We start from the raw sequence: 20,891 nt of genomic DNA, 5'->3' as shown, positions 1-20,891 counted from the left end.
GCATGAGAAAATCCAATCTATGGCTAATTTCTATAATTTTCCTTATTATTTCATTTGTTCTTTTCACGTGGTCAATGCAGGCCGCGTGGCTAACATCATTCGCCAATGATCAGGGCATTGTTCATGAACTTTCAGTGCGTTTCTATATACGCGGCGGGATTGGACTTCTGTTTCTTATTGCGTCAATAGTTACAGGGTTCAAAGCATCAAAGGCGTGACGATTTTTAGTGCATCTAGTCTGCAAGACACTCCGGTGTAAAAGGGCCGGAGGATGTATTCCTTGGACTACATGCGCAGCACGCTGGGCCAGGCAACTGAAGGGTTATTCTGAAGGTGTATGGAAAGTATGATTTGGAAGGCGCTCCATTGTCCCTTGCGGAAGTGACATTGCAGGTTTCTGCTGAGGAGTTGAGGGGAATAATAGATTTCTTTGAGCGTTGTAGCGCGGAAATGATGCTGAATGATCAGTGGGAACATGCGCACCTTCAAGATTTTTTGAAATTATCCGATTCGGCTGTTGATCTTGTCGTATATAAGCGTTGAATTTTTGTACTTTCTTTTAATTAAAGGGGCCGGAGGAAGCACTTCGTGGACTAAGTGTGCAACGCGTTGGGGCAGGCGGCGGAAGTCGGCGCCACGGCCGTAGGCGGCACAAGGCAGAAGCTACTGAGCAGCGCCACCTACTACCCATTCGGCCCCAGCGCCGGCTGGTCCTACGGCAACGGCCGGCCGATGCAGCGCGTGCTCGACCAGGACTACCGCCCGCAGGTGATCCAGGACAGCCGCAGCGACGGCCTCAACATCGGCTTCGCCTTCGACCCGGTCGGCAACCTCACCGTGCTGACCGCGCCGGGCAACACCGCTCCGGTCGTGAGCCTTGGCTATGACAACCTGGACCGATTGACCGCGTTCAAGGACGGCCCGACCGGCACCGTGATCGACGGCTACAGCTACGACGCCACCGGCAACCGGCTCAGCGCCCAGGTTAACGGCAGCAGCCAGACCTACAGCTACCCGACCGACAGCCATCGCCTGACGGGCGTGGCCGGCGCTGCGCGCAGCTACGACGCGGCGGGCAACACAACGGCGATCGACGGCACCACGCGCGAGTTCGCCTACGACGCGACCGGACGCCTGAGCCAGGCCAAACGCAGCGGCACGCTAGCGATGGAGTATCGCTACAACGACCGCGGCGAACAGGTGCGCCGCTTCCTGGGCACGACCAACACCTACACGGTCTACGACGAAGCCGGCCACTGGCTGGGCGACTACGACGGCAACGGCAAGGCACTCCAGCAAGCCATCTGGCTCGACGACCTGCCGGTCGGTGTGCTGGCCGGCACCGCGTTGAACTACGTGCAGCCGGACCACCTCGGCGCGCCACGCACGGTCATCGACCCGGCGCGCGACGTGGCGATCTGGACCTGGGACATCAAGGGCGAGGCCTTCGGCAACACGCCGCCGGACCAGGACGCGGATCGCGACGGCACGGCGTTCGTGTTCGGCATGCGCCTCCCGGGGCAGCGCTATGACAGCGCGACGGGGCTGAACCAGAACTATTTCCGTGACTACGACACGAGCAGCGGCCGTTATGGACAAAGCGATCCGATTGGGATGGCAGCGGGCAATAGCACGTTTGCTTACGTTGAAGCGAGGCCCTTGGTTGCAAAAGATGTATATGGGCTGCAATCTAGTTCGATGGTAGGCTCAGAAGCTGCCAGGGCGATAGGGCCCTATGCAGCAAGAAACGCTGACGGAGTAACTGAAAATGACATCCCAGTCAGCAGATTGTTTGATTGGGATCGGAATGAAGCCCGGCCTACGGTAGAAGTTCCGCTTGACGAGAAAATTCTCAGCACACTTTACGACGCATCCCAGTTTGGAATGATGAGCAGGGTGGGGGGCTTTGTCGGTGCAAAGCTCAATAACGTCAATAATCAGTGTGCTGAGGATGATGAGCTGCGGAAAAACTGCCAGGCATTGAAGGATAGTATATTGAATACTTGTTATGGGCTGTCGCCAAGAAAAAGAATGGCATGTTATGAGGCGGCAAATACTAGCTATCGTCAATGTATGGGGTATGAGTAATGGCAAGTAATCGTGGTCAACTGGTGGCGGAAAGGGTTCTTCTATTTTCTGAATCGGACGATATGGCTTTGAAGGAGTTCAAGGTCAGGATTTTTTCTCCAATGCTTATCAGTCCGGAAAGTGCGGATTCCCGATTTGATGAGGGTGCGGCTATCTCCGTCATTGAACTTTCGGGACTCGCTGAGCCGGATGTAGAGATTCATGGAATAGATGAGATTCATGCGTTGAGGCAGGCGTCAGATGTTGACATTGTATTAAAAGGGATTGCAAGAAAAAATGGGTACCAATTTTTCTGGCCATCTGGCGAGCCATATTTTGAGGAATGATTAGGCGAGATAAGAGCATATGAAGTCTCAAGATGGCAGTTTATTTCAAAGAAGTAACTGGCGCTTATCTCGCTGGCGGTGATGCGCGCTCTACTGGTGCGTAGGATTTTCTGAAATCAGAAATATTTAATGCCTATCTCAAAAATAGACATAAGCCCCTTTCACGGCTGGTCACAATGAGGAGCGTCATGCTTGAGGATTATCGCCATCTGGTTCATGCCCGTACTCGGGATGGGCGATGGTATGTTCGTGTGGATAGGGTTTTAGGTGGCAGGGTCGACTTTTACACGGAAATAGAGATTCCGTTAGTGGGCGCTGAAAACCATTGGGATGTATTTGATAAACGATGACCATAAATTCGACTGGGATAGAGACAGTCAGAAAGATATAGATGATGGCGCCGCTCGAGCGGCCGCCGAAATGTTTGGCTTGCGCCTGTTGGATGCGGATGCAAAAAATGAACACAGTTTTCTTGACCGTCTATTTTTTCTCGTTAGTCATTTTTTTTGGTTGGTTTTTCATGGCTTGGCGGAAAGGGCATGCAATCGTTCCCTCTATAGTCTTGGTCATGGACATGATTTTTGGTGTTGTTCTGGTGAGGCTGGCTGCTCGGGGTGTTCCTGGTTTATGCTCATCTGAGCAGTGCCTATCAAGCGTTGTGCGAGTTTTTGATTTTTCTATTTGCATGATGCTGGGTTTTGTAGCCATCACTGTCGCTTTGATTTTTGTGGCTCTAAAGAAAAGGGCGGTACCGAGGTCAGAGTAGACTTTTTATTGCTACATGGCCTGCATTGCCGGCTACTCGAGCCGGTGGGTGGGCCTTCAGAAAGAGCAACGCAGTACCTGCCAGTTGATCTGATGAAAAAGGAGGCTGTTCTGTGCATGGCCGCACTTTCCGTTGTGCTTGCCGCTTGTGCAAAAACAGATAAACCCGCAGGCGGGTGCGCTTTCGCGACGCCGCCTTGGGAGGTGGCCGTATCTGCAGTCGATGCAAGCGGATCTCATTCCGCAGCGAATCCAGCAAATCAGGAAGATACGCAAGCGTCGGCGCAATGCCATGACGCTAGCGACTATCTTTGCTAGGGCGGTGCGGGTACCTGCAGGGTCAGGGGGGCCTTCGGTGGCCAATTCCGAGTCGGAAGCGCAGTGGCTGCTGTCTCATGGCTATCCCGCGGAAGCTGAGCTGGCGCGCCTGGAGACAATGGGTCTGGCGCAGTTGAAAACGGGGGCGCAAGCCGGCAACAAACCCGCGACCGTGATCTATGGCAAGAAGATCGCGATAGAGGCTGGGTGCTTTCAGGAAGGCGTGGACATTCTTCGGAATGCGGCGAGGTCGGGAAAACTTTAAGCGTACTACGGGCTTTCCGACGTCTATGGCGCCGAGACGAAGGAAAAGAACCTAGTCTCCAGTGCGGTCTACTTGCGGCTGGCTTACCTGTTGGGGGATGCAAGGGCGTGGGCAGGCACGGCGCTGCAGGGCCTGATCGGCGTCGAACGCGTCGCGGCCGAGGAGCGGGCGGCTTCGCTCTACCAGGCATTCGCAAAGAGTCGGACGCCTTCGCCCAGGCCGCTATAGTGATGCCCGCATCATGAGCAACGTCAGGACATCAGCATGACCCATCGCATCGCCACCCTCGAGGCGCTCGAAGCGCTGTACGGCCAGCCCGCCGAGCGCTCGCTGCGCAAGGAAATCGATCATCTGAACGCCGACTACCAGGCGTTCGTGCGCGCCTCGCCGTTCGTGGTGCTGGCGTCGGCCGGGGACGACGGGCTGGACTGCTCGCCCAAGGGCGACTCGGCCGGCTTCGTGCAGATCCTGGATGCGCGCACGTTGGCGGTGCCGGACCGCCCGGGCAACAACCGCATCGACAACCTGCGCAATCTGCTGCACGACCCGCGCATGTCGCTGCTGTTCCTCGTGCCCGGCGTCGGCGAAAGCTTGCGCGTGAACGGGCGTGCCGAGATCAGCGTCGATCCTGCCTTGCTGGCCCGCTTCGAGGTCCGCGGCAAGCTGCCGCGCTGCGTGATCGTGGTGCATATCGACGCCGCGTATTTCCACTGTTCCAAGGCGATCGTGCGCTCCGCCCTGTGGGATCCGGCGCGGCACGTGCCGCGCGAGCAGTTGCCCAGCGCCGGCACCATGCACGCGCACCTGGCGGACGGCGACTTCGATGCCGCCGCCTACGATCTCGAATTGCCAAAGCGCACGCAGGACATGCTGTACTAGCGCGCCAGCCGCGCCAGCCACCTTCGCGGCGGACAACCGGACCACAAAGGGGATCGATGCAAGGACGCGACACGATATCTGCGGGATGGGGCGAGCTACTGGCCGTCGTTGCGATCGCACTCGGACTGCCCATCTACTGGAGCTTCTCGGCCGTGCTGGCGCCCACGGGCGAGCCGTCGTTTTCCGAGGCGAGCCTGTGGGGCATGGTCCTCTACGAGCTGCTGGTCCTGGCATTGCTCGTCCCGGTGCTGTGGTTCCGCGGATGGACGCCGCAGGTCTTGGGGCTGCATTGGCGGGGGCGCGATATCCGACCGGCGATCGGCTTGCTGATCGCGTGCATCGTGGCCTGCTATCCCCTGAACTGGCTGGGCGCGGGCATGGCCGAGGCGGTGAATCCTTCGATGGATGCCATGGTGGTCGGGAAGCTGTCGCTGACGGCGGTGGTGGCCGTTTCGCTGCTCAATCCGATCTTCGAGGAAGTGTTCGTCTGCGCCTACGTGATCCGCGTGCTGCAGCGCAGCCACAGCCCGGCATTCGCGGTGAACGTCAGCGTGGCGATCCGCGCCTCGTACCACCTGTACCAGGGACCCGTCGGCGCGATCTCGCTGGTCGTCGTGGGGCTGATACTCGGCTGGTGGTTCGCGCGGACCGGCCGGCTGTGGCCCGCGATCATCGCGCACGGCCTGATGGACCTGCTCGCACTGATGGCCTATGCATAACGTGTCCGATTGCATGAAAGACATGGCGCTCAATGCGCCGCGCCGAAGCATTCTTCCGATCGCGTAGCAGACAGCGTGCAGGGAGATCGCTACCTGCAGAGATTCCCCGGCGGGGAATCGGTCCAGGTCACTCAGTCGCCGCCGGCATCACGATGAACTTCCCTGCCGCCGGAAGCTTGTGGTCGTCGATCCAGTCCGCGGTCACGTCGAACAGGTGCGCGGAATAGGTCTTCGCCACGCCGTCGGCGGTCTTGATCGACTCGATCAGGCCATGATCCGCGTTCGGGAACACCACCACGGCCAGGTCCGCCCGGCGTTGCTGGAGCTGCCGAAGAATGGCTTGGGTGGCGGCATTCGGGGCCTGGCGGTCGCTCCCGCCCAGCAGCCACAGTTGGCGGGGCTTGATCGCTTCGATCACCGGTTGCGGCTCGTAGTCGAAGCTCAGCCCCTGCGCGAGGGCGGGTCCGTTGGCCTGGAGTTCGGTGCTCGAAAATTTCAGGAACAGGCCGGTGTACGAGCGGGGCTGGATGGCGGCCAGCCACGGCGCGTCGGCATGGCCGGACTTGAAGGCGTCCAGCTCGGCAAAGCCGTCGCGCATGTCGGAACGCACGATCCGTTCGGTGATGGCGGTCAGTTTCCTGGCTTCGGCCAGCGTGGTCTCGTCGAACCCAGCGCGCTGCAGCTGTTGCTCCACCAGTTCGCGGTCTTGCGCGATCGGCCCTTGCGCCATCGCGAAGGCGGCCACGACGAAATCCAGTGGCACCAGCGTGGCGGTCAGCGGCGCGACCCATCCGCCCTGGCTGCCGCCGATTACGCCGATCCGGCGCACGCCCGGCGCAAGCCGCCGGGCTTCCTTGACCGCGGCCGCCGTGTCGCGTGCACGCGCCTGGAAATCGGAGGAGAGGGCGCCGGCGGACGCGCCGGTTCCGCGCTTGTCGTAGACGAAGACGGCGATGCCCCTGCGCGCAAGTTCGTATTGCCAGACGCTATCGTCGGTGCTGGGATCGTTGTTCGAACCATCGACCCATACGGCCGCCGCCGTCGCGCGGCCAGTGGCGGGCAGCACGAGCTTGCCGTGCAGCGCGATGCCGTCGCTGCTGAAGGTGGTTTCTTTCTCGACCAGGCGCAGGCGGGTGCCGGTCTCGGTGGCCTCGCCCCGGGTCAGTTGCAGCGTACCGGCCTGGCAGGGGGCGAAACGGATGTACACGGCGTCTGCGCCGTATCCGCCGCTGGCGTCCACTCGCAAGCGGCCGAACCGGCCGTTCGACAGGGTGTAGTGGAGGTCGCGCTGCTTCCCGCCGTCGCCGGTGATGGTCACCGACTGCCCTTCGGGCAGCGCATACACCCCCAACAGGCAGCGCAGGTCGGGGTCCAGGCGGGTTTGCGGGACGGCATCCAGTGGCGCGGCCGCGGAAAGCGCGGCAGCGACGAGCGTCGCAGTCAGGAACGCCAGCATGGTCAGCCCTTGTCGTGTCGAAGCCGCACACTCGCAGCTTCGGGTGCTGCCGACAACGTGCCTAAGGTAGGGGGGACGGTTGGGCGCCTCTCGCATCGGCGATGGGGACGATGCAACGCGACCGCGCCCGTTGCGCTGCATCGCATCGTTCGGCATCCATCATCTGGCTGCGCCGCGTGCGCCACCACAAGGTAGACGCCGGTGATGGACAGCATCGCCACGCCCAAGCCGCTCAGGGCGACCAGCAGTCGCCCCGGGATGCCGTAGAGGTGACGCAGCGAGAATTGCGACTGCACGAATGCATCGCCTGCCGTGCCCCGGCCCATCGGATCCGGTGCCACGACGCGGCCATCGGATGCGGCGACGTATAGCCAGGACGGCCCCATGCCCTCAAGCGGATGGCCGTCGCGGTTGGCGTCGGTGAACGCGACGCCGTACAGGTCCGGCGGCGTAGAGCACGTAGTGGGCGACCGGGGCGGGGAAGACGTCCTTCGCATGGGCGGTCGCGCGTTCCACCGCCGCTGCGAAGCCCAGGTGGCGATTGCCGCACGCCGATGCTTTCAGGGATAGCGGCGGCCGCAGCTCCCACACCCGTTCAGCACCGTGTTTGCCGCCCCGCCGCGTAGCGCACGCCTGCATGCAGCTGCGCCAGGAAATGCGGATCGGCATACACCGCCGCGTCGTGGCCCAGGCCGGTGTACCAGGCACGGCCGCCGTCGAAGGCGTGGCACCAGGCGATCGGATGGTCCGCGCCCATGGTGCCGCCTGTGTAGAGACGTTCGTCCACGGTGGCGATGACCTGCACCTGCGCGCGCGGGTTGCTGCGGTAGTTGTAGATCTCGTCGTGGATCGGCCAGGGCGTGCCGTCGGCGCGACCGTCGCGTTCGGGCTGCACTTGGGTGGATTGCAGCCCGGGCGGGTGGCCCTGGAACCAGGCACCGACCAGGCGCCCGTACCACGGCCAGGCGTAGCCGGTGTCGGCCGCCGAATGCACGCCGACGAAGCCGCCGCCGTTGCGCACGAAGCTTTCGAATGCCTGTTGCTGCGCGGGGTCGAGGATCTCGCCGGTGGTGCTGGCGAACACCACCACGCGGTAGTGGGCCAGGTTGTCGGCGGTGAAGGCGTTCGCGTCTTCGCTATGGTCCGCGGCCAGGCCTTCCTCGCTGGCCAGCTGGCGCAGCGTCGCCACCGCGGTGGGAATCGAGTCGTGGCGGAAGCCGGCGGTCTTGCTGAAGATCAGCATGCGCTCCGGCGCCGGGGCGGTTGCGGCGACGCCGGCCAGCATGGCGGCGAGCGAGAAGGCGAGTGGCGTCATGGGGGGATTCTGCCCCGGATGCCGGCTGGCGGGTAGCGCAATTGCGGTTTGGACGTCGGCGCGGACCTGCTGGCCCCGCGAATGGCGCGCCAGCCGGCGTCGCCGCTGTCCATGCAGCACCGCGGCCGCGGCTGTGGAAGATGTCTGCCGCACTGGTCGACGGCCCGCGAGATGGGGGAAAATTGCACTCCCTTGCCGAATTTGGAACCGCCATGTCAGGACGATGGAGTTGGAGTTTGCTGCTGGGGTGCGGTGCGGCGTTCGCTGCCGCCGCGGCTGCGCCGGCGCCCGGCGAGTACGGCACCAAGGACGGCTGGGGCAGCCTGCAGATCAGCGGGCAGGGTGACGTGCGCCAGTTCACGATCGACGCGATGGGCGCCAACGGCCACAGCTGCGGGCTGTCGGGCACGCTGCGCGGCGAGATCGCCGAGATCACCGAGGGCAGCGACACGCCGTGCCGCGTGTCGTTCAAGCGCACGCCCGGCGGGTTCGAGGTGAAGGCGCTGACCGAGGAGAGCTGCCGCGACTATTGCGGCGCGCGCGCCGGCTTCGAGGGCGAGTACCTGGCGTTGCCGGCGGGCTGCACTGCGGCGGCGAGCACGCGGCGGCGCGCGGCGTATCTGGCCGACTATCGCGGCAAGCGCTATGCGGCCGCGCTCGCGGGGATGGACGCGTTCGGCAAGGAGTGCGGCACGTTCTTCAATTGGCTGGAGCGCGACCGCTTCGCCAACGACCGCGCCATCGCGCTGCTGCGCCTGGGCCGTCCGAAGGAGTGCCTGGCCGCGCTGGACACCACCATCGCCGGCGCCAGCCGCGACGAGGACTCCTTGCAGGAGGAATTGGACAAGAACGGCAGCATGCTGCCGCCGACCGATTGGGACAGCTATCTGCCGATCGCCAAGTCCACCTGGTTCAACCGCAAGCTGTGCGAGGCGGCGAAGCCGTAACGGCCGCGTCGGCGCGGCTACAGCCGTGCCGAACGCAGCACTGCGTGTTTCGGCGCGGATACTGTCGGGGCGGAAGCCTCTCCCACAGTTCACCCGGCCGCCTAGCCGCAAGTCCCTGTGGGAGCGACTTCAGTCGCGACGAGCGAAGCCGTGGGTGTTCCGGCTGCGGATACCGTCGGGGCTGAAGCCCTCCTACAGTGCATCCGGCGGGCTAGCCGCAAGCTCCTGTAGGAGCGGCTTCAGCCGCGACGAGCGCAGCGGCGGGTGTTCCAGCTTCGGATACCGTCGGGGCTGAAGCCCCTCCTACAGTGCATCCGGCGGGTTGGCTGCAAGCTCCTGTAGGAGCGGCTTCAGCCGCGACGAGCGCAGCGGTGGATGCTCCGGCTTCGGATACTGTCGGGGCTGAAGCCCCCCCTGCAGGGAGCGGTATCCCGGGGAAATCCTGCATCCTGCGCAGAGCCGCCATCAACCGCCTGCGCGTGGAATCTCCAGCGGCGACCGCGCGCGGTCCACTGCCAGGATCGAGGCGTCGTCCGGATCGCGCAGCACATGCACGCGGGTGCCGGCGATGCAGAACTGCGGCAACAGGGCTTCGTCGATCAGCGTGCGCAGCGTAGCCATGGACACGCCGCCCGCGCCGTCGAAAACGTCCAGCGTCAACTCGACCGCATGCACGGTCTGGCCCTGGCTGCCGCCGCGCGACAGCCCGTGCTCGGCGCGCTTGAGCGCGCGAATCTCGGCCTCGGCAGGGACGCCGCTGTGCTTCAGGCGTTGCCAGGTCTTCTCTTCGGCGGAGTAGAGGCCATTTTCGCGGGTGGCGACGATGGCCACCGAGACGCCCAACAGCAGAACGGCGCTCATCACCACGGCGAACACGGTCCACAGCAGGATTTCGATGGCGACCGTCCTTGGCGGCGCCGGCCGCCAGCCCTGGGCGCAGGCTAGGAAATCGCGATGTCATCTGCGTGACATGCGGCCGCGCGGCTGCGCCGCTCGCGCCGGGCGCCGCGTCGTGATGTAGTCCGGGTGGGGTGCACAACAATGCGGGCGTCGCGGCGCCGCATGCGCTGAACAGGCTTGGAGGACGCGAAGATGAGGAGGCTGTTGGTAGTACTGCTGGGCCTGGTGCCGTTCGCCGGATCGGCCTGCAGTTGCGTCATGTACGCCAGCGTCGAGGACGCGCAGGCGCAAGCACCCGTCGCGGTGGAGGCGGAGATGCTGTCGCTGCGGCGCGAGCAGTCGCTCGCGGCCTCGGCTCCTGCAGGCATGGTCGAGGTGGTGCGCTGGAAGGTGACGCGTTCCATGCGTGGACCCCTGGCGCCCGCGCAGACGTTCGAAACCCGGACCGCGCTGTCGCCCGCGATGTGCGGCACGCAAGTGGCCGACCCGCTGAGCGCCAGCAACACGAACGGACGCGTGCGCAAACGCTGGGTGCTGTTCTTCAACTACGCCCAGGCCAGCGGCGCTCCCTATTTCATCGCTACCTGTTCGCGCAGCCAGCCCATCGAGCCCTAGAGGCCGCGACAGCCGCGACGCATGCCGCCTTGCGCCATGCTGTGCGGCGAGGCAGGCGGCGTAGGCCTATCGCGACTCGTCGTGCGGCTGTGCGGCCAGCGCCGACGCCACGATGCCATGTACCTGCTGCGCCAGCGCCTTGCGGTCGGTGCCGGGCGCGATCGCGAGCGGGGCGTGGAAGGTCACCCTGACCGCGGCGCCGGAGGAGCGCAGGAAGCGCAGGACGTGGGCGCCGGCCTGCATGCTGCCGTAGAACGCGTAGGCGTCGCGCTCGCCGCCGTGCGCCAGGCGGCGGCCATCGACGGACAGGATGTCCAGGGTGAACGGTTGCAGCGTCCATGGCCGGGCGTTGGCGTCGCCGCCGAGGAACAGCGAGAACAGGCTGGACTTGAATGGGGCGACGCGCTCGCCGGACGAGGTGGTGCCTTCGGCGAACAGCACCACGTCGTGGTCGGGGCGGATCTGTGCGGCGACGGCGGCGGCCACGTTGGCTGCGTCGATCCGCCGGCGGCTGATGAACAGGGTCTGCGCCAGCGCGCCGAGCCGGCGCATGCCCGGCCAGCGTTCCATGTCGTTCTTGGCGATGAAGCGCGCGTGCAGCAGGCTGCCCAGCACCACGATGTCGAAGTGCGAGATGTGGTTGCCGACGAACAGCGTGCCGCCGCCGCGGCGCGGCGTACCCACCACCTCGACGCGGATGCCCATCGCCTTGCGCAGGCAGGCGAACCACAGCCGCGGCAGCACGAAGGCGCCGCGGCCGCGGGTGACGCGCATCAGCAGCCATTGCAGCGGCAGCAGGGGCACGCTGATCAGGACGAATGCGGCGAGCTTGGCGGCCACGCGCAGCGCAGCGAGGGCAGTGCCCGCGACAGGGCGGGGCGGGGCGGCGTGGTTCATGGGGGGCGGATGGGCGGCGGGAGGCAGGCGTGTGCGCAGAAAGACGAGCGCCGGCTTCGGCGCGCCGCCGATGGTAGCCGAGGCTGTGGCGTCCGGCACCTGCCGGCCCGCGTGCGCGGGGCGAACGCGCCGGCGGTCGTCGCACCCAGACATCGGGTGTTCGCGGACGGGCGGCGCAGGCGTTTCTTCTCGTAGTCCGGTGCGCGGCCTGCGTGCTGTCCGCATCGGCGGCACTCCTTCCATCCGTTCCCAAGGAGCCCTCCATGTATCCCTCGATCAGATTCACGCTGCTGGCCGCTCTCGCCCTGTCGGCTGCGCAGGCGCAGGCGCAGAAGGCCCCGAGCTGCGGCACGCTGCCCACCTATGTGCGCGAGGCCGTTCGCGACCTGAACTATTGCATCACCATGCCCAATCCGATCGCCGCCTGTGGCGCGGGCGCCGTCGACGTGCAGGTGTTCGGCAACAACGAGCGACGCCTGCCCCAGGCTGGCCGCGGCCAGACCTATGACGAGGGCAAGGCACGGCATGATCCCGGCGTCCCGGCCGGCACCTATCGGCCGGTGTTCCTGGTCACCGACGGCGCCAAAAAGTCGGTCGTCGACAAGCGCTATCACTCGGCCGATCACTACGTCACCTTCTGCACGATCTCCTGAGCGACGGCCTGCCGCCACGCCAGGCTGCGTGCCCGGTCCGACCGGGCACGCTGTCTGGCGCGGCCTCGGCGGCCAGCGATGCAATTGCGCGCGCCGATGTCTTTTGCGCAGGCGCCGATGCGCATCCGCAAGCGACGCTTGCGCCGGCCGTGCGGCGTGCTCGTCCCGGCGGCGACGCTCGGATAGACTGCGCGGACTTGACGACGCGCAAGCCGTGTTCCTGCCAGCCCCAGTCGTGAGAATCCGCACAGGCCGCCTGCCTGTGTCTCACTTCATTCAGGGGTTTTCCATGTCCGCTTTCCCGCTTCGTGCCGCTGCCGTGCGCTTGAGCGCGCTGTCCGTCGGCTTGTCCATCGCGGTGTCGGCCGCGGCGCAGTCGGCTGCCGCCGACGATCCGACCACGCTGGACGCGGTCAACGTCAACGCCGAACGCGCGGGTTCCTACACGGTCGAACAGACCGCGGCGGCGACGCGCCTGGCGCTGACCCCGCAGCAGACGCCGCAGTCGGTCAGCATCGTCACCGCGCAGCGGATCGAGGACCAGCACCTGACCTCGGTACGCGACGTGCTCGACAACGTCACCGGCGTGTCCTCCAACGCCTACGACACCGAGCGCGTATTGTTCTATGCGCGCGGCTTCCTGGTCGAGAACATGGCCTACGACGGCGTGCCGGTCGCGCCGGGGATCAACTCCGGGTCCGCCGATGCCAGCCTGGATACGGCCATCTACGAACGCATCGAGGTACTGCGCGGGGCCAGCGGCCTGCTCACCGGCGCCGGCAGCCCGTCGGCGACGATCAACTTCGTGCGCAAGCGCGCCGACAGCCGCACGCTGCAGGCCGACGCAGCGCTGAGCGCCGGGTCGTGGAACACCCTGCGCGGCACCGCCGATGTCGCCGCGCCGCTGGCGGCCGACGGCAGCGTGCGCGGCCGGGTGGTCGGCGCCTACGAGCAGGGCGATTCCTACCTGGACCGCTACAGCAAGAAGAAGACCGTGCTGTACGGCGTGGTCGATGCCGACCTCGGCGCGGCCACCACGCTGAGCGTGGGGTACGACTACCAGAAGAACCGGCCCAAGGGCGTGACCTGGGGCACCTACCCGGTGTTCTACGACGACGGCAGCTTCCTCGAATGGCCGCGCGGTTTCAGCAGCGCCGCGGACTGGACCTACTGGAACACCACCACCGCCACCGCCTTCGCCGATCTCAAGCACCAATTCGGCAATGGCTGGCAGTTGCGGGCGCTGGCCAGTCATCGCGCCACCGACGGCGACATGGCGCTGTTCTACGTCTATGGATTCCCCAACCGCAGCACCGGCGAGACGCTGGAACCCTACGCCTACCGCAGCCGCGACCGCGGCCGCCAGAACATGCTCGACGTGTACGCGTCCGGGCCGTTCCAGGCCTGGGGGCGCGAACACGAGCTGGTGCTGGGCCTGAGCGGTTCGCGCTACACCAAGCGGTCGTGGGTCAACGCCACCGAGACGCTGGCGCCGATCGGCGATTTCCTGCAGTGGAACGGCGACTATCCGTATCCGCAGTTCGCGGCCGACGCCGACAAGGTCACCGATATCCGCACCGACCAGCAGGGCGCGTATGCCGCCGCGCGCCTGTCGCTGGCCGAACCGCTGACGCTGGTCGCCGGCGCCCGCTACAGCCGCTGGAAGAACGATACCGACGACCTGTACAGCGGCGTGTTCCGCCACGACCACCGCAAGACCGTGCCCTACGCCGGACTGATCTACGCGATCACCCCGGTGTATTCGGCGTTCGTCAGCTACACCGAGATCTTCGACCCGCAGGACAACCGCCGCAGCGACGGCAGCTTCCTCGATCCGGTGCTCGGCAGCAGCCGCGAGATCGGCCTCAAGGGCCGCCATCTCGACGGTCGCCTCAACACCGCGCTGGTGCTGTTCGACACCCGCCAGGACAACGTGGCCGAAGCCGATGTCGGCAAGACCCTGCCCGACGGCCTGACCCAGGCCTACGTGGCGGTGGACGGCACGCGCTCGCGCGGCTTCGAACTGGAAGCGTCGGGCGACCTGAGCGAAGACTGGAGCGCGTCGTTCGGCTGGTCGCATTTCGAACTGGAGGGCCCGGACGGCGCCGACCTGCGCACCGCGCTGCCGCGCACGCTGGTGCGCCTGTTCACCACGTACCGGTTGCCGGGTACCTGGAACCGGCTCAGCGTGGGCGGCGGCGCCAACTGGCAGTCCGCCAGCCGTGCCGCGGTGGATGGCCCCAACGGCCCGCAGCGCGTGGACCAGGCCTCGGTGACCTTGCTCAGCGCGATGGCGCGCTACGCCTTCAGTGCACAGGCGTCGCTGCAGCTCAACGCGAACAACCTGCTGGATCGCAAGTATTTCGTGCTGGACGAGTACAGCAACCTGTACTACGCCGCCGGACGCAATGCGACGTTGAGCTTCAGCTACAGGTTCTGAGCCGCCCCGCGCTGCGCCGTCGTCGCAGCGCGGCATGAAGCGGCATGCGCGGTCGGCATGCGCTGTCGCGGCGCAGCGCCCGTCGCACGCCGCCCGCTTGCGCGGCTATTTTTTCAGTTCCAGCACCGGCACGAAGCCGCCGTAGATCATGCGCTTGCCGTCGAACGGCATCGGATTGACCGCCGGATCCATGCGCGGGTCTTCCATCATCTTCTTCATGCCGGCATCGCGGGTCGCCTTGTCCGGCCACTCGATCCACGAGAACACCACCGTTTCGTCGTCCTTGGCGTCCACCGCGCGGAAGAAGTCGGTCTGCTGGCCGCGCGACACGTCGTCGCCCCAGCATTCGAGCACGCGCAGCGCGCCGAATTCGATGAAGACCGAATCGATGCGGGCGTGTTCGAGGAACTTCTCCTTGTTGGCCGTGGGCACGGCCAGCACGAAACCATCGACGTACGACATGGGAACCTCCGGGTGCGGCGCGCCGGGATGGGCGCCTTGTTGCATACGACGTGCGAGAAGGCGGGAAATCGACAAGCGATTGCCGAGTGGCAGATCTTGTCCGCCATGGCCCTGCGGCCATGTGAAGCCGTGCGTTGCGCGAGGCGATGAATGCGCCTGCCTGGCGTCGCGTGGCGTTGGCGCACGGCGCGCGCGAGGCAGCTGGGCGCGAGCGCGCTGCTGCCGGTTCGCTAGCTCATTGGGTCGCATGGACGGAACGCCCCTGCGATTGCATCAAGGCGGGAGCGCGCCGGCGGCGCGCCTGGCGCAGTGGCGTTCTTCCATCGAACGCGCGAAGCCGTGCGGACCGGCCACGCACGCTGCGACGATGGACGCGGTTCGCCGATATGCGCAGGCGTCGCCCAGGTGGCGGGCGGCCGCGAGGCGTGGATGGAGGACCGGGCTGGAACTACGATGGGGGCGCTTGGGTCGCGATGCATGCCACGCCAGCGATCGATGCGGTCAGGGGATTCCGATCCGCAGGACGCCCTCTGTGGGAGCGACTTCAGTCGCGACGGGCGTTACCGGGAAAGCGCGTCGCGACTGAAGTCGCTCCTACATGGACATTGCCGCTGGGTGCGCTGTAGAAGAAGCCCTGGGAGGTCTCGGGCCATCGGCTTCGACGCGTCGCCGGGGCGGTGCTTGCGCTGCTTCGTCGGTCGTGGTCGAAACCGCTCCTGCTGCGAGTGAAAGGCCGACGGAAACGCGCCGATCCGCACCCGGGCCGCCATCTCCGCGCAGGGCGGCACGTCAGCCCCCGCTGGCGCCACCCGGGCATGCGGCGGTCAGCTTCAGCGTGTAGGACTGCAGGTCCCAGCGGTGCTGCGGGCTATCGTCCGGCACGTAGTGCCACGACTGCAGGTAACCCTGCGCGCACGATGCGATGGCAATGCTGTCGCCGGGCGTGCCGGTCGCAGGCAAGGGCAGCGGCCGCGGCACCGCGCGGGTGGCGGCAGGCATGCTCACGCTGTAGTCCAGGCTCACCGCGCTGAGCTGGTCGGGATCGCCCAGGCGCTTGCCGTCGATCGTCGAGGGATGCTGCACAAGCCACGCGCGGATCTGGCGCCACTCCGGCGTGTCCTTCGCATAGACGGTCTTGGTCACGATCCGCAGCGGATCCTGCTGCGCGCTCGCGCTGCCGGCGAGTGCGGCCAGCGCCAGCACGGCGAGGCTTGCCAGCCGTTTCGGCCGCTGGCCAACGCCTGCCGCCTGATTGGTGCCGTTGTTCGACTGCATGCGTCCGCTCCTTGCCGATGGCCGTCGGGCCGAAAATACCACCGGCGTGGACGGGCGGCACGCGGTCTGCGCGGCGCCGGCTGCGGCAGGCGCCCATTGTCTACGCGGCATGCGGCAGGACAGCCGCCGCATGCCGCGCCGCTTGCTCACTTGCCGGCGGCAAGCGAGGCCTGCAACGCAGTGGCCAGCGCGGCGTCGCCGTTGACCAGGTCGCTCCAGCGCAACGCCAGGCCCTTGCGTCGGCCTTTCTCGGCGAGTTTCAGGCCGTCCGGGTCCACGGTCAGCGTATACGGCCTGCCGTCGATCTCCAGTTCGCGGCGCAGCGGTTTGTCGAGTGGGGTCATGGGCGCCTGCCGGTTTTCACGATGCGCCGAGCGTAGCTGGGCCAAAGTGATGGCCGGTTCTGCAACGGCGCATGCGATGAAGACGCTCAAGATCGCCACCTACAACGTCAACGGCATCCGCAGCCGCCTGCCGCAGCTGTTGCAATGGCTGCAGCGCGAGGCGCCGGACATCGTCGGGCTGCAGGAACTCAAGAGCGTGGATGCGGGCTTCCCGATCGCCGAACTCCACGCTGCCGGCTACGGCGCGTTGTGGATGGGGCAGTCGGCCTGGAACGGGGTGGCGGTGCTGGCCAAGGGCAGCGATCCGGTGGAGAGCCGGCGCGGCCTGCCGGGCGATCCGCGCGATACGCAGAGCCGCTACCTGGAGGCGATGGCGCATGGCGTGCTGGTCGGCTGCCTGTACCTGCCCAACGGCAATCCGCGCCCGGGACCGAAGTTCGACTACAAGCTGGACTGGTTCGCGCGGCTGCAGCGGCATGCGCAGCAGTTGGTCGCACTGCCGCATCCGGTGGCGCTGATCGGCGACTTCAACGTGGTGCCGACCGACGCGGACATCTACAACCCGGCGTCGTGGCGCCGCGATGCGCTGTTGCAGCCGGAAAGCCGCCAGGCCTACGCCGACCTGCTTGCGCAGGGCTGGACCGACAGCCTGCGCAAGGTGCACGGCGAGCGCCGGATCTACACGTTCTGGGATTACTTCCGCCAGCACTGGCAGCGCGATGCCGGCTTGCGCATCGATCACCTGCTGCTGAACCCGCCGCTGGCCGCGCGCCTGCACGACGCCGGCGTGGACCGGTGGGTGCGCGACCTGGCGCATGCCAGCGATCACGCGCCGACCTGGATCGCGCTGAAGACAGATGCGCCGCGCGGCGGCGTCGCCGCTTCGACCGACAAGGCAACCGGCTCGGCGAAAACCGGCAGGCCTGCGAAGACCGCGAAGGCGACGAAGCCGGCCAAGCCAACGCAGCCGGCGAAAGTCGGGAAAATCGCCAAGCCGCTCGCGCCGACGAAAGCGACCAAAGCGACCAAAGCGAAAGCGACCGGAGCGGCCAAATCCGTGCAGTTGCCCAAAGCCAGCAAAGCGGTCCAGCGGGCGGGGCAGGCCAGACCAGCGAAACCAGCCAAAGCCCTCAATGCAGGCACGCCAGCCAAGGCAGCCAAGCCGGCGAAGCCGGGCAAGCGAGCAAATCCAACCAAGCGAGCAAGGCCGGCCCGAACGCCCTGACCGGCATTGCATGTGCGTGCGCAAATCGGCCCGGCATGGCGGGCGCGGTGCAGGGCTGCCTATACTCGAGGGCCGCTGCCGCCTGCCGTGCGGTACGCCGCGCTTGCCAGGTTGTCCCGGGTTTCTTTCGCCACCTGCCGGAGTCGCCGCCATGAGCCTGCTCGTCGTCGCGCTGTTGATCGGGATCGTCGCTGGCCTGCGCGCGATGACCGCGCCGGCCGTGGTCAGCTGGGCCGCCAGCCTGGGCGTGCTGCCGTTGATCGGCACGCCGCTGGCGTTCCTGGGTTGGCGCTTCACGCCGTGGATCGTCTCGCTGCTGGCCATCGGCGAACTCGTCACCGATCAGTTGCCGGGCACGCCCAGCCGCAAGGTGCCGCTGCAGTTCGGCACGCGCATCGTGACCGGCGGCCTGTGCGGCGCGGCGGTGGGCATGGGCGGCGGGCTGTGGGTGGCGGCGATGGTCGCCGGTGCGCTCGGTGCGGTGCTGGGCACCTATGGCGGTGCCGCGGCGCGTGCGGCGATGGCGCAGCGTTTCGGGCGCGATCTTCCCGCCGCGCTGCTCGAAGACGCGGCGGCGATCGGCCTGGGCGTGCTGGCGATGGCGCTGCTGCGATGAGCCGTCCCTTCGACGCGATCGTGGTCGGCGCCGGCCAGGCCGGACCGTCGCTGGCCGGGCGGCTGGTCGCGGCCGGCATGCAGGTGGCGCTGGTCGAGCGGCAGCTGCTCGGCGGCACCTGCGTCAACACCGGCTGTATGCCGACCAAGACCCTGGTCGCCAGCGCGCGCGTGGCGCACCTGGCGCGGCGCGCCGCCGACTACGGCGTGCAGGTACAGGGAGAGGTCGGCATCGACATCGCGCGGGTGATGGCGCGCGCGCATGCGGTGACGCACAGCGCGCGCGACAACCTGGAGCAGTGGCTCGGCGGCATGCCCGGGCTCACCGTATTGCGCGGCCATGCCCGCTTCGAGGCGCCGCAGCAGTTGCGCGTGGGCGAGGAGTGCATCAGTGCGCCGAAGATCTTCCTCAACGTCGGCGGACGTGCGCATGTGCCGGCGCTGCCGGGCGTGGAACGGATCGACTACCTGACCAATACCTCGATCCTGCAGCTGCAGGACGTACCGCGGCACCTGGCGGTGATCGGCGGCAGCTACATCGGCCTGGAATTCGCGCAGATCTTCCGCCGTCTCGGCGCGCAGGTGACAGTCGTCGAGCAGCAGCCGCGCCTGATCGCGCGCGAGGACGAGGACGTCTCCGAATGCATCCGCACGGTGCTGGAAGGCGAGGGCGTGACGGTGCGGACCGGCGCGCAGTGCATCGCGTTCGCGCCGCATGCGCAGGGCGTGGCGGTGCAGGTGGATTGCCACGAAGGTGCGCCGCAAGTGATCGCCAGCCATGTGCTGCTGGCGATGGGGCGGCAGCCCAATACCGACGATCTGGGTCTGCAGCACGCCGGCATCGCCACCGACGCACGCGGCTACATCGTCGTCGACGAGCAACTGGCGACCAGTGCCGCGGGCGTGTGGGCGCTGGGCGACTGCAACGGCCGCGGCGCGTTCACCCACACCGCCTACAACGACTACGAAATCGTCGCCGCCAATCTGCTCGACGGCGGCCAGCGCCGGGTGTCGCAGCGCGTGCCCGGCTATGCGCTGTACACCGATCCGCCGCTGGGCCGGGTCGGCATGACCGAGGCGCAGGCGCGCGCCAGCGGCCGTCCGCTGCTGTTCGCCAAGCGGCCGATGACCCAGGTCGGGCGTGCGCGCGAGAACGGCGAGACCGCCGGCTTCATGAAACTGGTGGCCGATGCGCAGACCCACCGCATCCTCGGCGCGGCGATTCTCGGCATCAACGGCGACGAAGCCATCCATGGCGTGCTCGACCTGATCAACGCCGGGCAACCGTTCGAGACGCTGCAATGGGCGGTACCGATCCACCCGACCGTGTCCGAACTGTGGCCGACCGTGGTTGGCGCGCTGCAGGCCGAGGCGGCCAGCGCGTAGCGCACGCGCCCGCCATCAAACATGTAGGAGCGGCTTCAGCCGCGACCGGGCGTTACCGGTAACGCCCGGTCGCGGCTGAAGCCGCTCCTACAGGGGATCCGATCGCCTTCGTTGCCGAAGGCGCGGCGAGAAGCGCTTAGCGCAGCATCTCGGTGAACGCGCGGTCGGCCTCGATCACGTCCGGCAGCGCGGCGAACAGCGCGTCCAGGTCCACGTCGTCCAGCAGCGGGCCGCTGACCGCCTGCCGCGCTTCCGGGGTCGCGCCGCCATGGCGCTCCAGCGCATCGGCGACCAGCGACGCCTGTGCCACCACGCGCGGCATCGGCTGGTCTTCCGGCGCCTGCAGCGGCCGTGCCTGGAAGGCGATCGCGGTCTGGATCACCTCCGGCAGGTGCCAGCGCCGCGCCAGCTCGGCGCCCACTTCCGGGTAGCCGAAGCCCAACTGCACGGTCTCGTCGGCGGCGCGGCCGCTGGACGAGGCATCCGGATGCAGCTGCGCGGCATAGTCCGGCGCGCCGGTCTGGATCAGCAGCTCGCCGATGTTGTGCATCATCCCGCAGGTGAACGCGGTCTCCGCATCCAGGCCCTTCTGCCTGGCCAGCAGCCGGCACACGCCGGCGACCTCGAAGCTGTGCAGCCAGAACGCGCGCAGGTCGAAATGGGCCGGCGCATGGAACGCGTCGGTCATCGACGAGGCCAGCACCAGCGTACGCAGCGTGTTGAAGCCCAGGCGCAGCGCCGCGTCCTCGACGCTGGTCGAATCGCGCGCGCCGCGGAACCGCGCCGAATTGGCCAGGCGCAGCACCTTGGCGGCGATCACCGGGTCGCGCTCGATGCTGCGCGCCACGCTGTCCAGGCTGGTGGTGGGATTGTCGAATTGCAGGATCAGCTCCTGCGCCACCTTGGGGATGGTCGGCAGGGTGTGCAACTGGTCGAACAGCACCTCTAGTTTCATGGGGACCTCAAAACGGAACAGGAGGGGGCGCCATCCGCGCGGGCGG

General features: G+C 66.6%; 20 protein-coding genes and 1 pseudogene. 13 read left to right on the top strand and 8 right to left on the bottom strand.

Going from position 1 to position 20,891, the window contains the following annotated elements:
• Positions 1-597 precede the first annotated feature (597 nt).
• The 6 genes and pseudogenes from AB8810_RS22155 to AB8810_RS22130 form a co-directional block, all read left to right on the top strand.
• Positions 598-2,088: pseudogene (locus AB8810_RS22155) on the top strand (RHS repeat domain-containing protein); the annotation flags it as partial.
• Positions 2,088-2,414, top strand: a complete 327-nt coding sequence (locus AB8810_RS22150; RefSeq protein WP_369914914.1) for a hypothetical protein — start codon at positions 2,088-2,090, stop codon at positions 2,412-2,414. The pseudogene AB8810_RS22155 and the gene AB8810_RS22150, both read left to right, overlap by 1 nt.
• A 457-nt stretch (positions 2,415-2,871) precedes the next feature.
• Positions 2,872-3,180 carry a hypothetical protein gene (locus AB8810_RS22145; protein ID WP_369914912.1) on the top strand — a complete coding sequence of 103 codons (309 nt, stop codon included), beginning with the start codon at positions 2,872-2,874 and terminating at the stop codon, positions 3,178-3,180.
• A 354-nt stretch (positions 3,181-3,534) separates the two neighbouring features.
• Positions 3,535-3,762: a hypothetical protein gene (locus tag AB8810_RS22140; protein ID WP_369914911.1), complete on the top strand. Its 228-nt coding sequence runs from the start codon at positions 3,535-3,537 to the stop codon at positions 3,760-3,762.
• A 264-nt stretch (positions 3,763-4,026) separates the two neighbouring features.
• Entirely contained in the window at positions 4,027-4,641 is a 615-nt protein-coding gene (locus AB8810_RS22135; RefSeq protein WP_369914910.1) for a pyridoxamine 5'-phosphate oxidase family protein, read from the top strand.
• Positions 4,642-4,697: 56 nt separating this feature from the next.
• Positions 4,698-5,360 carry a CPBP family intramembrane glutamic endopeptidase gene (locus AB8810_RS22130; RefSeq protein ID WP_369914909.1) on the top strand — a complete coding sequence of 221 codons (663 nt, stop codon included), beginning with the start codon at positions 4,698-4,700 and terminating at the stop codon, positions 5,358-5,360.
• Between the two features lie 127 nt (positions 5,361-5,487).
• Here AB8810_RS22130 and AB8810_RS22125 read toward each other — a convergent pair whose 3' ends face one another.
• Both AB8810_RS22125 and AB8810_RS22120 read right to left on the bottom strand, forming a co-directional pair.
• Positions 5,488-6,816 (bottom strand): alpha/beta hydrolase family protein, encoded by a 1,329-nt coding sequence (locus tag AB8810_RS22125; protein WP_369914907.1) that lies wholly within the window; start codon positions 6,814-6,816, stop codon positions 5,488-5,490.
• A 595-nt stretch (positions 6,817-7,411) separates the two neighbouring features.
• On the bottom strand, positions 7,412-8,131 hold the full coding sequence (locus tag AB8810_RS22120; RefSeq protein WP_369914906.1) for a ThuA domain-containing protein: 720 nt from the start codon (positions 8,129-8,131) through the stop codon (positions 7,412-7,414).
• A gap of 212 nt (positions 8,132-8,343) precedes the next feature.
• Between AB8810_RS22120 and AB8810_RS22115 the strand changes: the two genes are divergently transcribed.
• A complete protein-coding gene (locus AB8810_RS22115; protein WP_369914905.1) occupies positions 8,344-9,078 on the top strand; it encodes a hypothetical protein in 735 nt (244 codons plus the stop codon).
• A 465-nt stretch (positions 9,079-9,543) separates the two neighbouring features.
• On the opposite strand, the gene AB8810_RS22110 is transcribed toward AB8810_RS22115, so the two are convergent.
• Complete coding sequence (locus tag AB8810_RS22110) at positions 9,544-9,954, bottom strand: hypothetical protein (RefSeq protein WP_369914904.1); 411 nt, start codon at positions 9,952-9,954, stop codon at positions 9,544-9,546.
• A 216-nt stretch (positions 9,955-10,170) separates the two neighbouring features.
• On the opposite strand from AB8810_RS22110, the gene AB8810_RS22105 reads away from it, so the two are divergent.
• Positions 10,171-10,593 carry a hypothetical protein gene (locus tag AB8810_RS22105; RefSeq protein ID WP_372530401.1) on the top strand — a complete coding sequence of 141 codons (423 nt, stop codon included), beginning with the start codon at positions 10,171-10,173 and terminating at the stop codon, positions 10,591-10,593.
• 66 nt (positions 10,594-10,659) lie between these two features.
• Here the strand turns inward: AB8810_RS22105 and AB8810_RS22100 are convergent, their stop codons facing one another.
• Positions 10,660-11,490, bottom strand: a complete 831-nt coding sequence (locus AB8810_RS22100; RefSeq protein WP_369914901.1) for a lysophospholipid acyltransferase family protein — start codon at positions 11,488-11,490, stop codon at positions 10,660-10,662.
• 263 nt (positions 11,491-11,753) lie between these two features.
• On the opposite strand from AB8810_RS22100, the gene AB8810_RS22095 reads away from it, so the two are divergent.
• Together AB8810_RS22095 and AB8810_RS22090 are read left to right on the top strand one after the other, a co-directional pair.
• Entirely contained in the window at positions 11,754-12,143 is a 390-nt protein-coding gene (locus AB8810_RS22095) for a ribonuclease domain-containing protein (RefSeq protein WP_369914900.1), read from the top strand.
• 289 nt (positions 12,144-12,432) lie between these two features.
• The gene (locus tag AB8810_RS22090) at positions 12,433-14,583 is read left to right on the top strand and encodes a TonB-dependent siderophore receptor (RefSeq protein WP_369914899.1); all 2,151 of its coding nucleotides are present in this window, start codon (positions 12,433-12,435) and stop codon (positions 14,581-14,583) included.
• 105 nt (positions 14,584-14,688) lie between these two features.
• On the opposite strand, the gene AB8810_RS22085 is transcribed toward AB8810_RS22090, so the two are convergent.
• The 3 genes from AB8810_RS22085 to AB8810_RS22075 all read right to left on the bottom strand — a co-directional run bounded on the left by AB8810_RS22085 (position 14,689) and on the right by AB8810_RS22075 (position 16,664).
• Positions 14,689-15,045 carry a DUF1428 domain-containing protein gene (locus tag AB8810_RS22085; protein WP_179569355.1) on the bottom strand — a complete coding sequence of 119 codons (357 nt, stop codon included), beginning with the start codon at positions 15,043-15,045 and terminating at the stop codon, positions 14,689-14,691.
• Positions 15,046-15,834: 789 nt separating this feature from the next.
• Positions 15,835-16,320 (bottom strand): hypothetical protein, encoded by a 486-nt coding sequence (locus AB8810_RS22080; protein WP_369914898.1) that lies wholly within the window; start codon positions 16,318-16,320, stop codon positions 15,835-15,837.
• Between the two features lie 146 nt (positions 16,321-16,466).
• Complete coding sequence (locus AB8810_RS22075; protein ID WP_179569351.1) at positions 16,467-16,664, bottom strand: hypothetical protein; 198 nt, start codon at positions 16,662-16,664, stop codon at positions 16,467-16,469.
• 76 nt (positions 16,665-16,740) lie between these two features.
• Between AB8810_RS22075 and AB8810_RS22070 the strand changes: the two genes are divergently transcribed.
• From AB8810_RS22070 to AB8810_RS22060, 3 genes are all read left to right on the top strand, one after another.
• A complete protein-coding gene (locus AB8810_RS22070) occupies positions 16,741-17,889 on the top strand; it encodes an exodeoxyribonuclease III (protein WP_369914897.1) in 1,149 nt (382 codons plus the stop codon).
• A 151-nt stretch (positions 17,890-18,040) separates the two neighbouring features.
• Entirely contained in the window at positions 18,041-18,505 is a 465-nt protein-coding gene (locus AB8810_RS22065) for a DUF4126 domain-containing protein (RefSeq protein WP_191826179.1), read from the top strand.
• The gene (locus tag AB8810_RS22060) at positions 18,502-19,890 is read left to right on the top strand and encodes an FAD-containing oxidoreductase (RefSeq protein ID WP_369914896.1); all 1,389 of its coding nucleotides are present in this window, start codon (positions 18,502-18,504) and stop codon (positions 19,888-19,890) included. The genes AB8810_RS22065 and AB8810_RS22060 overlap by 4 nt, the downstream gene beginning before the upstream one ends.
• Positions 19,891-20,026: 136 nt before the next feature.
• Here AB8810_RS22060 and AB8810_RS22055 read toward each other — a convergent pair whose 3' ends face one another.
• The gene (locus AB8810_RS22055) at positions 20,027-20,845 is read right to left on the bottom strand and encodes an HDOD domain-containing protein (RefSeq protein WP_179569345.1); all 819 of its coding nucleotides are present in this window, start codon (positions 20,843-20,845) and stop codon (positions 20,027-20,029) included.
• Between the last annotated feature and the right edge of the window lie 46 nt (positions 20,846-20,891).

Origin of the sequence: Xanthomonas sp. NCPPB 3005 (assembly GCF_041228095.2) — a bacterium.
GTDB classification, from domain to species: Bacteria; Pseudomonadota; Gammaproteobacteria; order Xanthomonadales; family Xanthomonadaceae; genus Xanthomonas_A; species Xanthomonas_A bonasiae.
This window is presented reverse-complemented; position numbering and strand designations above follow the sequence as displayed.

Coding starts and splice junctions, on each gene's coding strand:
- AB8810_RS22115 (WP_369914905.1), top strand. CDS start 8,344: ATGTCAGGACGATGGAGTTGGAGTTTGCTGCTGGGGTGCGGTGCGGCG.
- AB8810_RS22105 (WP_372530401.1), top strand. CDS start 10,171: ATGAGGAGGCTGTTGGTAGTACTGCTGGGCCTGGTGCCGTTCGCCGGA.
- AB8810_RS22070 (WP_369914897.1), top strand. CDS start 16,741: ATGAAGACGCTCAAGATCGCCACCTACAACGTCAACGGCATCCGCAGC.
- AB8810_RS22100 (WP_369914901.1), bottom strand. CDS start 11,490: ATGAACCACGCCGCCCCGCCCCGCCCTGTCGCGGGCACTGCCCTCGCT.
- AB8810_RS22135 (WP_369914910.1), top strand. CDS start 4,027: ATGACCCATCGCATCGCCACCCTCGAGGCGCTCGAAGCGCTGTACGGC.
- AB8810_RS22145 (WP_369914912.1), top strand. CDS start 2,872: ATGAACACAGTTTTCTTGACCGTCTATTTTTTCTCGTTAGTCATTTTT.
- AB8810_RS22075 (WP_179569351.1), bottom strand. CDS start 16,664: ATGACCCCACTCGACAAACCGCTGCGCCGCGAACTGGAGATCGACGGC.
- AB8810_RS22080 (WP_369914898.1), bottom strand. CDS start 16,320: ATGCAGTCGAACAACGGCACCAATCAGGCGGCAGGCGTTGGCCAGCGG.
- AB8810_RS22055 (WP_179569345.1), bottom strand. CDS start 20,845: ATGAAACTAGAGGTGCTGTTCGACCAGTTGCACACCCTGCCGACCATC.
- AB8810_RS22150 (WP_369914914.1), top strand. CDS start 2,088: ATGGCAAGTAATCGTGGTCAACTGGTGGCGGAAAGGGTTCTTCTATTT.
- AB8810_RS22090 (WP_369914899.1), top strand. CDS start 12,433: ATGTCCGCTTTCCCGCTTCGTGCCGCTGCCGTGCGCTTGAGCGCGCTG.
- AB8810_RS22125 (WP_369914907.1), bottom strand. CDS start 6,816: ATGCTGGCGTTCCTGACTGCGACGCTCGTCGCTGCCGCGCTTTCCGCG.
- AB8810_RS22120 (WP_369914906.1), bottom strand. CDS start 8,131: ATGACGCCACTCGCCTTCTCGCTCGCCGCCATGCTGGCCGGCGTCGCC.
- AB8810_RS22130 (WP_369914909.1), top strand. CDS start 4,698: ATGCAAGGACGCGACACGATATCTGCGGGATGGGGCGAGCTACTGGCC.
- AB8810_RS22060 (WP_369914896.1), top strand. CDS start 18,502: ATGAGCCGTCCCTTCGACGCGATCGTGGTCGGCGCCGGCCAGGCCGGA.
- AB8810_RS22065 (WP_191826179.1), top strand. CDS start 18,041: ATGAGCCTGCTCGTCGTCGCGCTGTTGATCGGGATCGTCGCTGGCCTG.
- AB8810_RS22085 (WP_179569355.1), bottom strand. CDS start 15,045: ATGTCGTACGTCGATGGTTTCGTGCTGGCCGTGCCCACGGCCAACAAG.
- AB8810_RS22095 (WP_369914900.1), top strand. CDS start 11,754: ATGTATCCCTCGATCAGATTCACGCTGCTGGCCGCTCTCGCCCTGTCG.